Source organism: Bacillus sp. ISL-46, assembly GCF_018613205.1.
Genome location: NZ_JAGGQR010000047.1, coordinates 1 through 15472, shown reverse-complemented (window position 1 = coordinate 15472; position 15472 = coordinate 1). Strand labels below are relative to the sequence as shown.

Here is a 15472-nt window from a genome sequence, read left to right as displayed (position 1 = left end):
AGGTTAGTATAATGATAGGAAACAAAAAGGAACTTTCCTTTTGTTTCCTATCCCTCATCATAGGAAGAAAGGGGTAAGGTGGATGAAATTTTCAAGAGTGAACTTAGGTGATTTTTTTGGAGGAAACATCAGAGCCCGGCGCAAAATTAGAGTAGATCATAGCTGGGATTCGAATTTTGAAAATCCGATCATACACAAGGAAATACAGGGCGAGAAAGTATATGTCCCATTAAATCTAGGCAGGGTTTGGAATCAGGTAAATTAATGGTAAGTGCGTGGGTTATGTATTTTTGTACGGTATTAGAAACCAAGGTCGTGTTAACCGACCAGATAAAACAATAAAAATTCGCCTTCGATTCGAGTCATTGGAAGGTGAATTTTTTTTAAAAGATAGAAAATGTGTTTATTTTTTAAAAATGGATACAAAAGGAAACTTTTCTGACCTTCTTTGTGATAGAATAATCTTTGTGTGAAAAAAGGAGGTTACCGAGTGATAAATGATTTTGGGCAAATTGCCGTGTTAAGTATCCTGTCTCATTTAATTTTTATAACGATTTCCTGGTGGGCCCTACAAGCAATCCGTTTAGAAAAATTGCTGAAACCCAACCATGTATTTCAGGCGCGCTTACTTTACATATTATTAGCAATTTTCGTCGGATCCTCTGTTAGTAACTTTTTCCTTGATTATCTCCAATGGTCTAGACAACTACCTTTGATTATGCAAAATATACAATTGGTAAAAATTTAGGTCTTCGTACATGTTCCAATTTGTTAATAAATTGAGTACAATCGTCTTTATGTGGAAAAATAACTTCAAATGAACTGTCATAAAGTTTGGAACTTGTCTAAAAGTGACGACATTTCCCAAGTATGCTACTCCTGTACCTGGTAACAATGGTAATGAGGGGGAGTAGAGATGAAGAGAAATCGTAAGATCCTTTTGAGCGTGATAACAATCATCAGTTTAATCCTGGTTGTTATTGGGAACCAAACTGAAGCAAACGGTGGCGGAATCGGCTCCATTTTTCAAAAAGAAATGGACTTAACGAAAATCGGCTCTATTTTACAAGCCGAAGATATTTTGCTCGATGATTGGACTTTTTATGCAAGAGAGCATTTGGATGGCCTAAAAAGTGAGCAGGAAGTTAAGGAATATGCTAAAGAGCTTCAAACGAAGTTTCCTGATTGGGAATGGTCTGTAAAAAGTACCAGCGAAAAATGGGAAGTTACGGCAGTATCTCCAACGACTAAACACCACATAGAAAAGCTTCAAATGATGGCAACCCACACAAAACAACCGGTTAATGCGTATATAGTATATAGTATCAGTGGTAAAGAGTGGAACAAGTCTACTGAGGCCTATTTCACGACCCGTCAATTTAAATCTAGGCTGTCGAACATATTTCGAGGGAAACCAACAATTTTCTCTTGTATGAAAGGTACGGTCGGTGATAAGATGAATACGGCTTTACCGAAGACAGCGAATCATTTGCTGTCCGTATTTAAAGCAAAAGAAATCGAAGCGTTAAAAGAGGAGACATTCATGTCTGTTTCGGCGAACTCGCCGATGTTTAAAGGCTCCATAGATAATCAAAGAGATAACATGAATTTACAAATTGGTATACGCTCCGAAGGATTGGGCGGTAAGACTACCATAGTAGTTGGCACACCAATCATTACGATTGAATATTAATATAGAGAAAATGGACGCGGAGGGGAATACTCTTGGAAAAGATTATCGTCCGCGGCGGAAAAAGGCTTGATGGAACTGTTAAAGTAGAAGGCGCAAAAAATGCTGTCTTGCCTGTACTCGCTGCAACATTATTAGCAAGTGACGGAAAAAGTGTAATTCGTGATGTACCTACACTCTCCGATGTATACACAATTAATGAAGTTTTACGCAACTTAAACGCTGAAGTGTCGTTTGAAAACAATACAGTCGTAGTAGATGCATCCAGAGTGTTAAAGGATGAGGCGCCGTTCGAATATGTTCGAAAGATGCGCGCGTCTGTGCTTGTCATGGGGTCATTACTCGCTCGAAATGGCCGTGCACGTGTGGCCCTGCCGGGTGGCTGTGCTATTGGATCCCGTCCTATCGATCAGCATCTCAAAGGCTTTGAAGCCATGGGAGCGTCAGTTAAGGTAGGAAACGGTTTTATTGAAGCGGAGGTTAATGGCCGCTTACAAGGTGCAAAGATTTATTTGGATTTCCCAAGTGTTGGGGCTACCGAAAACATTATGATGGCTGCAACTCTTGCGGTTGGTACGACCATTATTGAGAACGTGGCAAAAGAACCAGAAATCGTTGACCTTGCAAACTTCCTGAATAAGATGGGCGCTAAGGTTCGCGGCGCTGGCACTGGGACCCTTCGTATTGAAGGTGTGGACGTGTTATTTGGCGCAGACCACCATATTATTCCTGACCGAATCGAAGCGGGAACCTTTATGGTGGCTGCTGCGATTACAGGCGGAGATGTATTGGTAAAGGGCGCAGTTCCTGAACATTTATCATCTTTGATTGCAAAAATGGTGGAAATGGGTATCACGATTCGTGAGGAAGAAGATGGCGTTCGTGTCATCGGAACCGATCGTATGAAGGCTGTCGACATCAAAACGATGCCGCATCCAGGTTTCCCAACCGATATGCAATCACAAATGATGGCGTTGTTGCTTCGCGCAAACGGCACCTCGATGATTACAGAAACTGTGTTCGAAAACCGTTTTATGCATGTTGAGGAATTCCGCCGCATGAATGCCGACATCAAAATTGAAGGCCGTTCTGTTATTTTAAATGGTTCTTCCAATTTACAAGGTGCGGAAGTATCTGCAACAGATCTACGTGCCGCTGCCGCATTAATTTTGACTGGTTTAGTTTCTGAAGGCATGACACGCGTGACCGAGTTGAAACACTTAGACCGCGGCTACGTGGACTTCCACGGCAAGCTAGCAAGCCTAGGCGCCGACATCGAACGTGTTACTGAAGCAGACGAAATATTCACAGAAGTCCAAGACTTCGTATCGGATATGAACGCTTAGTTTGGATCTTAGATCGTGTAACTTGTATCGGATTTGTTAGGCGACGCTTAACCAAATTCCTACAGCCAATAAAAGCAAACGCAAAACAACGGGCCCTGATGTAGAATCAGGGCCTTTTTGAATTTTCCGGGAATCGCGGCGCGGGTGTGTCCGTGTGGCGTGGACATTTATGTTTATTTGGTGCCTGACACCATAGAAGGACATTTGTGTTTGAGTGGTGCCTGACACCAATAAAAGACATTTGTCCACGAGCGGTGCCTAACACCCGTTTTTTATTTATATAAAAAATCCGTAATAAATGCTTGTCCGCCTCCATATGTATTAATTGAGACGCAACCCGCCTGTGCTGTAGGCGGGGTTGTGAATTTGCAAACTGGAGGCACTATCATGAAAAAAATCAAACCTTTCGTCGTACTAGCAGCAGTCCTCATTGCCTTGACATTAATAATTCCCGCAGTTCTCGTGTTACCGTTTTCGGATGAGCATCGGGCGAGTGGAAAGTTAGGGGAGGATTTAACCAAGACCCCGGCCAAAGAAACCAAAGCGGTGTCCACTTCTTCCGATCCGGCCGTCGAAGTTGCGGTGTTCCGTACCTCAAAATCCCAAATTGAGAATGTACCATTAGAAGATTACCTCGTTGGTGTGGTAGCAGCTGAGATGCCGGCAGAGTTTAAGGAAGAAGCCCTGAAGGCCCAGGCACTAACAGCGAGAACATATATCGTGAAAAGGTTACTAAGTAAGGATACGCTCGGCGTCCCTAAAGGTGCGCAGGTAACGGACACCCAAATCCATCAGGTTTACATGAATGATGATGAACTAAGAAGGGAATGGGGAATGGAGTACGACGCGAAAAGGAAGAAGGTTTTAAACGCTGTTCGGGCAACGGCTGGGCAAATTTTGGCCTATGATGGCGAGCCGATAGATGCATTGTTCTTCTCCACGAGTAATGGATATACGGAAAACTCGGAAGATTATTGGGCAGGCAACATCCCATACTTAAGAAGTGTATCCAGTCCATGGGATAAAAATTCCCCGAAATTTAACAGTCAAAAGGTCATGACGGTTCATCAGTTTGAAGCGCGGCTTGGAGTGAAGCTCGGTTCGGGGTCAACGATTGGAAAAATTGTCGACCGGACAGAGGGGAAACGTGTCGGCAAGGTTGATTTTAATGGAAAGGTTTTGAGCGGGCGCGATATCCGCGATAAACTGAATCTGCGGTCATCTGACTTTGCCTGGAAGCGTAAGGGCGATAATATTGTGATTACCACCAAGGGATTCGGTCATGGCGTCGGAATGAGCCAATACGGGGCTAACGGAATGGCTGCGGAAGGAAAGAGTTATAAGGAGATTGTGATGCATTATTATCAGGGAGTCGAGATTACGTCGGCGGATCATATGCTAGATACGGTTACTGCGAAGAAATGAATATGTGGGGAGCCAGGCTGGAGGGATGCCTGGCTTTTCTGTTTTAGAGGGTGAAAAGAGGAAGTGGCAGATAAAATGACCAAAGCGGTAGATAAATATCAAAACGTTCTAAAAAGGTAACTTAAAAGGTGGAAAATTGGTAGAGAATCCAGTTCAATAGGCTTGATTCTAATAAAAGGAAAAGAAAGTGACCTAAGCCAGGAAAAACACCTGGCTTTTTAGCTATAAATGTGATGGTTGAAGGTGGTTTGAGGGTGAAAAAAGGGAAGTGGCAGATAAGTTGTAGAAAGTGGCCGATAAAATAATCAAAGTGGCAGATAAATCCGAAAAGTGGCAGATAAAAAGATCAAAGCGGCAGATAAATATAAAACGTTTTAAAAAAGGTAACTTAAGTTCATAAAATGGACAAAAAAAAATTGTCGATTATTGCAGGATTTTCCATGTGAAAGGAGAAATTTTAAAAAAAAGAGAAAGGACTGATGCGATTGTTTGCAAAAGAATGTTTACTTCCGTTGAGAATCCAAAAATATGAGGCACTTATCCGAAGAATTAATGAAAATCACCCAATTCAACCAGCTTTATTAACCGAATATAAGAACTGGATGGCCGGTTACCACGGAGAAAAATCTCTAGACTTCCACTTAAGTATGCTCCCCGACACAAACTATCTTATTTTCCATAACATTCGCCTTCAATTAGGGAAGTATTTTTTCCAGATTGATATTCTACTCCTTAGTGCCGCATTTGCCTTAGCTCTTGAAGTGAAGAACCGAACGGGGGAGTACCACTTCCAAAAATAATTAAATCAAACAATCCTAAAAAATAATGGTAAGGATGAGCGAATTAAGAATCCCGTATTACAAGCCAAGCTGCAGGCGTTGAAACTAAAAAATTGGCTGAAGAAGCATAATTGCCGTGAGATTCCAATTCACTATCTTTTTGTCAATAGTAACCAAAGGGCTATGATTCGTGTTGAATCGGGTCATGAACAAATCCTGCGAAATATCTGCAATAGTGAAGGCTTACTAGAAAAAATTACGCAGATTGCTAGCCAAAATAAAGATGAGAAACTTAATAAGAAAGAGTTGGGTAAGGTTAAAAGATTGATATTAACCAATGATACTCCGGAAGATCCCGATTTACTCGAACATTTTCATCTTTCTAAAAATGATCTCCCCACAGGTGTTCAATGCCCTATATGTAACTGTTTACCCATGAAATATATTTACGGAACATGGGTCTGTCCGAATTGTAAGTGTAAATCAAAAACAGTCCATATCCAAGCGCTCAACGATTACTTTCTTTTAATAAAGCCCTCGATTACGAACTCTGAGTTGAGACGTTTTCTTCATATTGACTCCCCTAAAAGTGCAAATAACATTGTAAAATCGATGAATCTAGCCTATAAAGGGGTATTTAAAGGTAGAATTTATTTTCCCAAAAGGTCAAAAGTGGCTACACACGCCCCAGCACCTTCCTAAGCCGCGTAAACTTCCCTTTAAACAATGCCCCTCTGATAAAATAAAAACTAACCAAGATCCCTGTGAAGTCTTTTACAAGGTCAAAGAGCGAGGAAGAGCGATAGGAATAGAATGATTGGTGGATTTCGTCACTGATGCCGTAGAGAGCAGCTAAGACTGCACAAGCTATATTCAACGCTGGTGTGAAAGCAGCGCGGCGAGTTAACATCGCTAGCACGAGCAAAACATACAAAATCGCGAACTCTATTAAATGTAACGATTCCTTTATAAAGTGGTCGATTTGGGAATCGGGCAGCTTTACAAAATGATCCGCTGGCAGACTCGACATAATCCAAATGGCCGCCATATAGGCAAACGGGAGCACCCGCCACACCCATTTTATGATTTTCATGAAAATTTCCTCCTATATCGTAAAAACACTTTTAAAATAATTTTTCACCCTTCATGCATAAAAACATAAACACTGTTAAAAAATAAGTTCAAAAAAATTTTTTTCGCTCGTGTATATAATTCTACTTATCTGTTCAGAATGATTGCTGAGGTGATGAAAATGAGAGAGGAAGAAAACAAACGATCTTCTCAAAGTTCCAGCGTAAAACGCTTTTTCAAAAAGCGTTGGGTATTTCCAGCCATCTATATTGCAAGTGCAGCACTCATTCTGACCGCAGTACTATGGTATCAATCGAGCAACAGTGCGACAGACAAATACGATTACAAATCCACTGATATTGCCGGTAAAAAGAACCAAGAACCAGCGATTGAAGTTAGCAAAACACTTGAAGACTTCAAAATGCCAGTGGAAAATGCAGATGCAGCAGTCGTTAAAACGAAATTCTATGATTTCAATGGAAAAACAGAAGACCAGGAAGCGGCATTGGTATTTTATAACAATACCTACCAACCAAACACTGGAATCGACGTTACCATGAAAGATGATGAGTCCTTTAATGTCGTTGCAGCATTAAGCGGTACGGTCACACGAGTTGATGAAGATGCAGTCCTTGGGAATGTCATTGAAGTGGAACACGACAAAGGTATTGTAACACAATATCAATCCGTAAAAGACATAAAGATCAAGGTTGGCGAAGAAGTAAAACAGGGACAAGTTCTTGCCACGGCTGGACAAAGCTTGTTCAATGAAAAAGCTGGAACACATGTACATTTTGAAATTCGTAAAGATGGAATTGCTGTAAATCCCACTAACTATTTTAACAAATCGTTAAGCACGTTACAGGAAGCCGAACTTTCGAATGACAAGGCAAGCGAATCAGTAGAAACTCCACAAATGAAGGAAGAACAACAAAAGATTGAAGACCCAGCAAACTCTTCCGACCAAGAAACAAATGTGGACGAAGAATCATCTACTTCTACAAAAAATGCAAATTCATAATATCGTTACAAAGGGGAAGGGGAATTCTTTCCTCTTTTTTTCGTTTAGATGGCTTTTGAGGAATTAAATGGCATAAAGGCAGAGATACTAACTCTGGTAAAGAATTCCTCACTGGAGGTCTAATTTTATGAAAAAGAAAGATCAATTACCTTTTGCTCTAGCTCTATACGGATACCAATTATATATAACGAGACCGAAATCCAGTGTGTAAGACAAGACTGGATTTTTTGTTGAGGAAAATTTAAAAGGTGTTTCTAGCATCTGTGTTAAAATGGTAATAAAAGGGGGGATTTCATTGAGAAAAATAGTAGCAGCCATGTTTCTGATTCTACTAGTCGCTGGCTGCAGTAAGGAACCGACGCCACAGGATCGATTTTCTAAGTACATAGCTTTGTGGAATGAGCAGAAGTTTGATCAGATGTATGATTATCTTTCAACGGATGCCCAGAAAAAAATCACCAAAGAAGAATTTACGAACCGCTATCATAAAATCTACAAAGACCTTCAGATTACTGACCTCAAGATTGACTTCAAAAAACCGAAAGAGGATAAGCAGGCAGACAAAGAACAAGCCCAATATTCTTTTAACGCGAAAATGAATAGCATCGCTGGAGCTATTCAATTCACCCAGAAAGCTCAGTTGCAAAAAGAAGAAAGAGACGACAAGAAGAATTGGTATGTAGACTGGAATACTGAGTTCATTTTTCCAAAATTGCAGGAAGGTGATAAGATCGGGATTAGTACGGATGCGCCGCAAAGAGGGGAGATTCTTGATCGCAATGACATCGGGCTGGCGGTGAATGGTCAGGTGTACGAGGTTGGCGTGGTTGCTGGGAAGGTGACGGACCAAGTGTTGGAACCGTTAGCCTCGCTGTTAAAAATGAGCCCGGATCAAATCAAGAAGGCGATTACGGCGAGTTGGGTAAAGCCGGAGCTGTTTGTGCCGTTGAAGCGGGTGTCGATGCAGGATGAGGAGCGGATTGCCCAGTTGATTGCGCTCGAGCCAGTGCAGACGAGGAAGGTGGAGGCACGGATTTATCCGTATGATCAGGCTTCGGCGCATCTGATTGGTTATGTTGGGGCGATTACGGCAGATGAGTTGGAAAAATTGAAGGATAAAGGGTACACGAGCAGTGATATGATTGGAAAAAGAGGGCTCGAGCAAGTGTATGACGAGCAGTTAAAAGGGAAGCCCGGTGTGAAGATTACGATTAAAAAGAAGAATGGTGATGCCGAGGTGCTTGCAGAAAAACCGGTCGAAGATGGAAAGAATGTGAAGTTGACGATCGATGCGGATGTTCAGGCGGCTATTTTTGATGAACTTGGCAAGGAAGCCGGCACGGGTGCGGCCATAAACCCTGTGACGGGTGAAACGCTGGCGCTTGTCAGCACGCCTTCGTTTGATCCGAATCAAGCGATGCTTGGCTTCTCGGCGGATGAGTGGAAGGCGCTGCAGGATAATAAGCAACAGCCGCTCTCAACGCGGTTTAAACAGGCCTATGCGCCGGGTTCGGTCATGAAGCCGATTACGGCAGCGGTGGCTTTGTCGAGCGGGGCGATCACGCCGGAGCTGGCGGTGCCGATTCTAGGGTTGAAATGGCAAAAGGATAAATCGTGGGGCGGCTATTTTGTGACGCGGGTCCATGGCGGCAGCCCGATTAATCTTGAAAAAGCATTGGTGTTCTCCGATAATATTTATTTTGCTCAGGCAGCATTGAAAACGGGGAAAGATGCGTTTGCGGATGGGCTGAAGAAATTTGGGTTTGGGGAAGATTTGGCGTTCCCGTTCCCACTCGAAAAATCTACGATTGGCGCGCTCGATCGGGATATCTCGCTGGCCGATTCTGGTTATGGCCAGGGGCAAATTCAGATGAGTATTGTCCATCTGCTGTCTAGTTATACGCCGTATGTGAATAATGGCAATATGGTGAAGCCGATTCTTTTGGCGGATGAGCAGAAGGGTCAGGTGCTGAAAGAGGCGGTGGTTTCGCCTGAACACGCCGGCGTCATTGCGTCAGATTTACGGAAGGTCGTTGGTGACACTGGCGGAACGGCCCATGCTGCCGATATATTGGGGTATCCGTTGGCTGGTAAAACGGGGACGGCGGAAATAAAACAGAAACAGGGCGAAACGGGCACGGAAAATGGATGGTTTATTGGTTACAACACTGAGTCGCCAAGTTTGATGGTGGCGATGATGGTCGAGAACGTCCAGGGCCGGGGCGGTTCGCTGGTGCCCGTGAAGAAAGTGAAGAAGGTATTTGAGTTGGTGCGGTAAATGGAGGATGGATGGGTTGGTGACAGGCACCACCATGTGGACTTTTAAATAGATTTGGGATAACACCTAGGCGGCTAGGTGTTTTTCTTTGTTTTGTGGTCATTTTTAGTTGGGGGTGTTGCGGGAATACCTATTTACAGTCCACTTGGGCCTATACTGTCGGGGTTTAGGTTTTACTGTCCAACTCCCCGACCATGCTCCGATTTTCAGAGATTCCCACCTGGACAATTCAGCGAACCACATAAGTAAACCAGGAACGTGGTCGTAGAAGTGCCGCCAAATAGCCCGACGGTGAATCCTGTTACCAACAAAGCGACCACAGTGACGGGTGTAACGGTAAAATCCGCTGTGGTTACGGTGAAAGCAGGAGCATCCTCCTATAAAGGCAATGCTGATGCCAATGGAAAGTTTACGGTGTCTATTCCTGCCCAAAACAGCGGCACGGTCTTAAGCGTGACTGTGACGGATGCAGGGGGAACGAGCTTACCAAAGACAATACAAGTGACGAGAATTGCCCCTAACATCCCAGTGGTCAATGCCGTTAACAACAAATCAGCATGGGTTACTGGAAAAACAGAAAAGCTTGCCGTCGTGAAAGTGTGGATTGGTATGAGAATGTATTGGGCAAGGGCAAATAGTTATGGGAGCTTTAAAGTAAGTATCCCGAGGCAAAAACGAGGAACTTCTTTTTCTGTAACGGCAACGGATCCAAAAGGATTAACCAGTGCCGCCCGGACGGTAAAAGTATATTAAACTTTAGGATAGTAAAGTGGGAAAGGGGCTGATGGAGCCCCTTTTTTTCGTTAGATTACTTCAGTGGGAGGGAAGGGAAGGCTTCCACTGATACCGCGCCAGATCAATGACCCCGTTTAGACCGATTTCCACGCCTTCTGCCTCTAACGACAGCCTTTGCTCATTGTAGGACGCGTCATCTAGGAGGGCGATTTGCCCCTTAGCGTTGATGACGCGGTGCCAGGGGAGGCGGTGCTTCTTGCTCATGGAATGGAGGGCGCGGACAACTTGGCGGGCAGCACGGGGGCTTCCAGCGAGCCCAGCGATCTGACCATAAGTCGCAACCTTGCCTTCAGGGATACTGCGAATAATTTCCACTACATTTTCCGTAAAAGGTGTCATCGTGATCGTCCTTTCGAAAAGTACATATCAAAAAGGTATCAAAAATATAATAAATTGAACAATCCTTTTTGTAAAAAATTGCCTCAAATCATATCAAGTACGGGCTTTCGAAACCTAAATTCTCTCCTCATTCCAATAATTATCGCCATATTTGAATAATTTTCTCTCGACAAATTTCTCGGGAAATAAATGCTGAGAGAGTGATATTTCCAGTCCAAAACCCTTATATCATGCGATTCTGGAAGATTCTCCACGATTGTCGAAAATAAGTAAGAAGTCCAATTTTCAAAAAACTTTGGAATAACATCTTGTCCAGATTGAGTATTTATAGCATAATCCCGTATCCAAGCTAATAAAATGATTACAAACCTTTACAAAGAGAGTGTTTGAGGTGAAGAGTCGTTTGAAATTAGCGGATATTCAGTCGGGGACATGATTATTCATCGTATAGTCAGAAGGTAAATTACTTTCTGCCGTCTGGTGCCTGACACTCATCAATGGAAGTGTCCTCCACTGGTAGACAAATGTCTTTTAATGGTGCCTGACACCAAAATGGTAACACCAAATAGTAACACCAAAATGGTGACACCAAAATGGTACCAAAAATGACACTACCATGACACCAAAATTGATGACACCAAAACAGACACCAAAACGGAAGCAGAATTCGTCGAAGTGATAAGCGGGTCTCATTTCACACTACTCACATCCAATTTAGGGAGGGCGAGAGTGTGCACGATTACATCAAAGAGAGAACTATCAAGATTGGAAAGTATATCGTGGAGACGAGGAAAACGGTTCGCGTGATTGCGAAGGAGTTTGGCGTATCCAAAAGTACAGTCCATAAGGATCTAACTGAGAGACTTCCTGAGATTAATCCAGAGTTGGCAAATGAGGTTAAAGGTATTCTAGATTATCATAAATCGATCCGTCATCTCCGGGGGGGAGAGGCAACGAAAATGAAATATCAAAAAGAAGAAAAGGAAGGCGAAACTGTAAAATAGACCTCAATTTCCGAATCATTCAAGCTGAGAAAACAAAATATTTCAAGGGCATTCTCTAGAATTCCTTAACTCGACATCCTTCTGCAAAATATACCATCTTTTCTTTTCTAAAAGTATGGAAATTTTAATGAGTATGGTACAATATACAATTAGGAAAAGTATGTGGATACCGTTTTAAGGAGGAAAGAAAAGAGAATGTTTGCAAGAGATATTGGGATTGATCTAGGAACGGCTAACGTGTTAATTCACGTCAAGGGCCGTGGAATCGTATTAAATGAGCCGTCCGTAGTGGCAATTGACAAAAATACAAATCGCGTACTTGCTGTTGGTGAAGAAGCCCGCCGCATGGTTGGTCGGACACCTGGGAACATTGTAGCGATCCGCCCATTAAAAGATGGCGTGATCGCTGACTTTGATGTGACAGAAGCAATGTTAAAGCATTTTATTAATAAGTTGAACGTAAAAGGCTTTCTATCGAAGCCGCGCATTCTGATTTGCTGCCCAACGAATATTACAAGCGTTGAGCAAAAGGCGATCAAAGAAGCTGCAGAAAAGAGCGGCGGGAAAAAGATTTACTTAGAAGAAGAACCAAAGGTAGCTGCAATTGGTGCGGGAATGGACATTTTCCAACCGAGCGGAAACATGGTAGTGGACATCGGTGGAGGAACGACGGATGTGGCTGTTCTTTCAATGGGCGATATCGTGACTTCCTCCTCCATCAAAATGGCCGGCGACAAGTTCGACATGGAAATCCTCAACTACATCAAGCGCGAGTACAAACTGTTAATCGGTGAGCGCACAGCTGAAAATATTAAAATCAACATCGGGACAGTTTTCCCAGGATCACGCTCGGAAGAAATGGAAATCCGCGGCCGTGACATGGTTAGCGGTCTGCCGCGTACCATCTCTGTTCGTTCGGAAGAAATCGAAGGCTCCTTGCGTGAATCAGTGGCCGTGATCGTACAGGCTGCAAAAAGCGTTCTTGAGCGCACACCGCCAGAACTATCGGCTGACATCATTGACCGCGGTGTGATTTTAACGGGTGGCGGAGCATTGCTGCACGGTATCGACATGCTACTAGCGGACGAATTAAAGGTTCCAGTACTTGTCGCAGAAAATCCAATGGATTGTGTAGCAATTGGAACAGGAATTATGCTAGATAACATCGACAAGATTCCAAATCGGAAGTTTGGATGATTTTTTCGAAAAATTGTCCTTTGCCTGCGAGTAGAAATTGGATAAACAATTAATCACTTTGGCCCTTTCTAGGTTTGCTGTTGTATGACATCATACTTTGGATACAAAAAGTCTAATGAAGCAGGCAGGACAAGCCTCGATCATTGGGCTTTTTTATTTGGGTTCGGAGGAATAATTTTGCAATAATACACCTTAAAAACCAAAGAAAGCGACAAAAATTGAGCTATTTCAACGTTTATTGACTATTTCCTGTAAAAAGTTGATGAGTATTTTCAATTTATTTTTTATAATAGAGGTAATGAATTGGAAAAATTATTTTTTTAAAATTATAAATTGAATGACTTAGCAACATGAGTTGAATACAATTAATGGTTATAATATGTACTAACTCACTGAATCCGGGGTCAACCATTCTAGATAAAAACAAATGGACGGACTTCAGTTAAAGGGGAATTAAGAAATGTCAGTAAATAATTCAAACCATGAACAATATAGCACGAGAGAAGATTACAAGCGCGCTAAAGCCGAAGAGCTGCAACGGAAAAAGGACGCAGAGAAACAGGCCAAGGATGAGGCGCGCCAGGTAAAGGACGCAGAGAACCGGGCCAAGGACGAGGCGCGGCAAATAAAGGACGCGGAGAAACGGGCCAAGGACGAGGCGCGGAAAATAAAGGACGCAGAGAACCGGGCCAAGGACGAGGCACAACAAACGAAGGTCGTAGAGAACCGGGCCAAGGACGAAGCACGACAAATAAAGGACGTAGAGAAACAGGCCAAGGACGAAGCGCAACAAACGAAGGTCGTAGAGAAACAAGCGCCAACAAAGATTGTAGAGATACTAGCCAAGAACGTAGCAGGTAGACTAAAGGGTTTAAAAAAACCAGCCCTGAATGTGGCAAGAAAAACTCAGGATCCGGGCCTACAGGCAAAAACCAAACAGCAGCGTCAGAAAAGCGAGAAGCCAGGGGGCAAAGAAACGAAAACAAGCCCAACTCGTGAGGCCCAAAGGTCCAAAGAGTCAAACACCACGAACAGCGCGGGTAAGAATGCGGAGACAGCACCTGTTTCGTACCAACGGATCAGAATACGGCTCATTCCGATTTGGCTGCGGCTCGTTCTATTAGTAGTAATGGCCATCTTCTGTGTGACGGCAGGCGCTGTTGTCGGTTACGGGCTGCTTGGCGGCGGAAAAGTAGCAGAAGTTTTCCAGGAATCCACTTGGACACATATTATTGATTTAGTTCAAAAAGGAAAATAAATGAAGGAGGGGACGTAAATCCCTTCCTTTTTGTATACCTTAAGTAGTAGAATAGGAAATAAACACTTGTTACTAGTAGGAGGTACTAAATAATGCTCGATATCGAACAAATCAAAGAAATCATCCCACATCGCTACCCATTTTTGCTGGTCGATCGAATTTTAGAAGTGGAAGAAGGAAAAAGCGCCGTCGGGATTAAAAATGTCAGCGCCAATGAAGAATTTTTCAACGGCCATTTCCCAGATTATCCAGTGATGCCTGGTGTGTTAATCGTGGAAGCACTGGCACAGGTTGGCGCTGTCGCTATGTTGAAAAAAGAAGAAAACCGCGGCCGCTTAGCCTTTTTTGCAGGAATTGATGGTTGTCGTTTTAAAAAGCAAGTCAAGCCAGGCGACCAGCTTCGTCTTGAAGTGGAAATTGTACGCTTGCGCGGACCAATCGGCAAAGGGAAAGCTGTTGCGACTGTTGACGGTGAAATTGCCTGCGAAGCGGAAATCACATTTGCATTAGGCGAGAAAAAAGAATAACAAGAGAAGGCGGCCGGAAGATTCTGGTCGCCTTTTAATTCATGTTGGAACGCAAAACATGGTTGCAACAATAAACTTTGAACATTTTTGTAAAAAAATGCATGCTATCAATTGAAAGATGTCGGGAACCCTAAAAACAGACCAATAAAAGATAGGTCAAACTATGTTTGGAAGGGGTACATGAATTTGAAGAAAAAGTTATTTCTTTTGCTCGCAGGTTCGATTTTATCTGCTGTTGTGTTAACAGGCTGTAATAATGACAATGATGATCAAAATCCACCGCCACCAGCTGTGAATAATCCAGCAGATAACAACCTAAATAACAATGACAATCTTAACAACAATCAATTAAACGACAACAATCGATTAAACGACAACAATAACTTAAATGACAACCTGGACTTAAACGACAACAACAACAACTATCCACCGTCAGAGGACAAAAATACCGATACCGACAAAGATCCAACTAAGGATAGCAACACTAAAAAGGAAGAAATAATCGAAGATGATATTGACGTGAATGATAGAGACAATAAAGACGAGTAAATAAGAAAAGCGGAAGCGCCCGTTTAAGGGCGTATGGACTGGAGCCCTTTGACTTATCGTAGGGAAAAGGGCGAAGTACACTAGCCGCTGGGCGCTGGAGCTAGACAGTTATCTAAGTTCAATACTTAAACTTGCTTATCTGAAACAAAAAGGGACTGGCATCTGCCTGTCCCTTCAGATTGTAGACAAAAGG

Annotated in this window: 17 protein-coding genes; 15 read left to right on the top strand and 2 right to left on the bottom strand. The window is 43.0% G+C overall.

The features are described 5' to 3' along the window. Positions 1 to 82: 82 nt before the first annotated feature. The 7 genes from J7E67_RS21940 (at position 83) to J7E67_RS21910 (ending at position 5942) form a co-directional block, all read left to right on the top strand. A complete protein-coding gene (locus J7E67_RS21940) occupies positions 83 to 265 on the top strand; it encodes a hypothetical protein (protein ID WP_088090159.1) in 183 nt (60 codons plus the stop codon). Positions 266 to 490: 225 nt separating this feature from the next. Next, positions 491 to 748: a DUF1146 family protein gene (locus J7E67_RS21935; RefSeq protein ID WP_088090158.1), complete on the top strand. Its 258-nt coding sequence runs from the start codon at positions 491 to 493 to the stop codon at positions 746 to 748. Between the two features lie 168 nt (positions 749 to 916). Next, entirely contained in the window at positions 917 to 1693 is a 777-nt protein-coding gene (locus J7E67_RS21930) for a YwmB family TATA-box binding protein (RefSeq protein WP_214712055.1), read from the top strand. A 32-nt stretch (positions 1694 to 1725) separates the two neighbouring features. Then, the gene (murA, locus tag J7E67_RS21925; protein ID WP_214732836.1) at positions 1726 to 3036 is read left to right on the top strand and encodes a UDP-N-acetylglucosamine 1-carboxyvinyltransferase; all 1311 of its coding nucleotides are present in this window, start codon (positions 1726 to 1728) and stop codon (positions 3034 to 3036) included. A 387-nt stretch (positions 3037 to 3423) separates the two neighbouring features. Then, entirely contained in the window at positions 3424 to 4461 is a 1038-nt protein-coding gene (gene spoIID / locus J7E67_RS21920; RefSeq protein ID WP_214732862.1) for a stage II sporulation protein D, read from the top strand. Between the two features lie 479 nt (positions 4462 to 4940). After that, positions 4941 to 5261 (top strand): nuclease-related domain-containing protein, encoded by a 321-nt coding sequence (locus J7E67_RS21915; protein ID WP_214732835.1) that lies wholly within the window; start codon positions 4941 to 4943, stop codon positions 5259 to 5261. Positions 5262 to 5339: 78 nt separating this feature from the next. Next, positions 5340 to 5942, top strand: coding sequence for a hypothetical protein (locus J7E67_RS21910; protein WP_214732834.1), 603 nt, complete (start codon positions 5340 to 5342; stop codon positions 5940 to 5942). Here the strand turns inward: J7E67_RS21910 and J7E67_RS21905 are convergent. After that, positions 5917 to 6333, bottom strand: a complete 417-nt coding sequence (locus J7E67_RS21905) for a VanZ family protein (RefSeq protein ID WP_214732833.1) — start codon at positions 6331 to 6333, stop codon at positions 5917 to 5919. The two genes, J7E67_RS21910 and J7E67_RS21905, sit on opposite strands and share 26 nt — an antisense overlap. Positions 6334 to 6492: 159 nt before the next feature. Between J7E67_RS21905 and spoIIQ the strand changes: the two genes are divergently transcribed. The 3 genes from spoIIQ (at position 6493) to J7E67_RS21890 (ending at position 10363) form a co-directional block, all read left to right on the top strand. After that, entirely contained in the window at positions 6493 to 7332 is an 840-nt protein-coding gene (spoIIQ, locus tag J7E67_RS21900; RefSeq protein WP_214712061.1) for a stage II sporulation protein SpoIIQ, read from the top strand. Between the two features lie 295 nt (positions 7333 to 7627). Continuing rightward, on the top strand, positions 7628 to 9610 hold the full coding sequence (locus J7E67_RS21895) for a penicillin-binding transpeptidase domain-containing protein (RefSeq protein ID WP_214732832.1): 1983 nt from the start codon (positions 7628 to 7630) through the stop codon (positions 9608 to 9610). A 258-nt stretch (positions 9611 to 9868) separates the two neighbouring features. Continuing rightward, positions 9869 to 10363 (top strand): Ig-like domain-containing protein, encoded by a 495-nt coding sequence (locus J7E67_RS21890; protein WP_214732831.1) that lies wholly within the window; start codon positions 9869 to 9871, stop codon positions 10361 to 10363. A 60-nt stretch (positions 10364 to 10423) separates the two neighbouring features. Here the strand turns inward: J7E67_RS21890 and J7E67_RS21885 are convergent, their stop codons facing one another. After that, a complete protein-coding gene (locus tag J7E67_RS21885; protein WP_214732830.1) occupies positions 10424 to 10744 on the bottom strand; it encodes an MGMT family protein in 321 nt (106 codons plus the stop codon). A 731-nt stretch (positions 10745 to 11475) separates the two neighbouring features. On the opposite strand from J7E67_RS21885, the gene spoIIID reads away from it, so the two are divergent. The 5 genes from spoIIID (at position 11476) to J7E67_RS21860 (ending at position 15279) form a co-directional block, all read left to right on the top strand. Continuing rightward, the gene (gene spoIIID, locus J7E67_RS21880) at positions 11476 to 11748 is read left to right on the top strand and encodes a sporulation transcriptional regulator SpoIIID (protein ID WP_088090148.1); all 273 of its coding nucleotides are present in this window, start codon (positions 11476 to 11478) and stop codon (positions 11746 to 11748) included. A 195-nt stretch (positions 11749 to 11943) separates the two neighbouring features. Beyond that, positions 11944 to 12945 (top strand): rod shape-determining protein, encoded by a 1002-nt coding sequence (gene mreB / locus J7E67_RS21875; RefSeq protein WP_088090147.1) that lies wholly within the window; start codon positions 11944 to 11946, stop codon positions 12943 to 12945. Between the two features lie 460 nt (positions 12946 to 13405). Next, complete coding sequence (locus J7E67_RS21870; protein ID WP_214732829.1) at positions 13406 to 14203, top strand: DNA-directed RNA polymerase subunit beta; 798 nt, start codon at positions 13406 to 13408, stop codon at positions 14201 to 14203. 92 nt (positions 14204 to 14295) lie between these two features. Further along, positions 14296 to 14730, top strand: coding sequence for a 3-hydroxyacyl-ACP dehydratase FabZ (gene fabZ / locus J7E67_RS21865; RefSeq protein WP_168241240.1), 435 nt, complete (start codon positions 14296 to 14298; stop codon positions 14728 to 14730). A gap of 111 nt (positions 14731 to 14841) precedes the next feature. After that, complete coding sequence (locus J7E67_RS21860; RefSeq protein WP_214732828.1) at positions 14842 to 15279, top strand: hypothetical protein; 438 nt, start codon at positions 14842 to 14844, stop codon at positions 15277 to 15279. Positions 15280 to 15472 lie beyond the last annotated feature (193 nt).

What these genes read in the sequence shown, in the direction of transcription:
- J7E67_RS21940 (WP_088090159.1), top strand. Translation starts at nt 83, where the DNA reads ATGAAATTTTCAAGAGTGAACTTAGGTGATTTTTTTGGAGGAAACATC.
- spoIID (WP_214732862.1), top strand. Translation starts at nt 3,424, where the DNA reads ATGAAAAAAATCAAACCTTTCGTCGTACTAGCAGCAGTCCTCATTGCC.
- J7E67_RS21870 (WP_214732829.1), top strand. Translation starts at nt 13,406, where the DNA reads ATGTCAGTAAATAATTCAAACCATGAACAATATAGCACGAGAGAAGAT.
- J7E67_RS21885 (WP_214732830.1), bottom strand. Translation starts at nt 10,744, where the DNA reads ATGACACCTTTTACGGAAAATGTAGTGGAAATTATTCGCAGTATCCCT.
- J7E67_RS21930 (WP_214712055.1), top strand. Translation starts at nt 917, where the DNA reads ATGAAGAGAAATCGTAAGATCCTTTTGAGCGTGATAACAATCATCAGT.
- fabZ (WP_168241240.1), top strand. Translation starts at nt 14,296, where the DNA reads ATGCTCGATATCGAACAAATCAAAGAAATCATCCCACATCGCTACCCA.
- spoIIQ (WP_214712061.1), top strand. Translation starts at nt 6,493, where the DNA reads ATGAGAGAGGAAGAAAACAAACGATCTTCTCAAAGTTCCAGCGTAAAA.
- J7E67_RS21915 (WP_214732835.1), top strand. Translation starts at nt 4,941, where the DNA reads ATGCGATTGTTTGCAAAAGAATGTTTACTTCCGTTGAGAATCCAAAAA.
- mreB (WP_088090147.1), top strand. Translation starts at nt 11,944, where the DNA reads ATGTTTGCAAGAGATATTGGGATTGATCTAGGAACGGCTAACGTGTTA.
- J7E67_RS21905 (WP_214732833.1), bottom strand. Translation starts at nt 6,333, where the DNA reads ATGAAAATCATAAAATGGGTGTGGCGGGTGCTCCCGTTTGCCTATATG.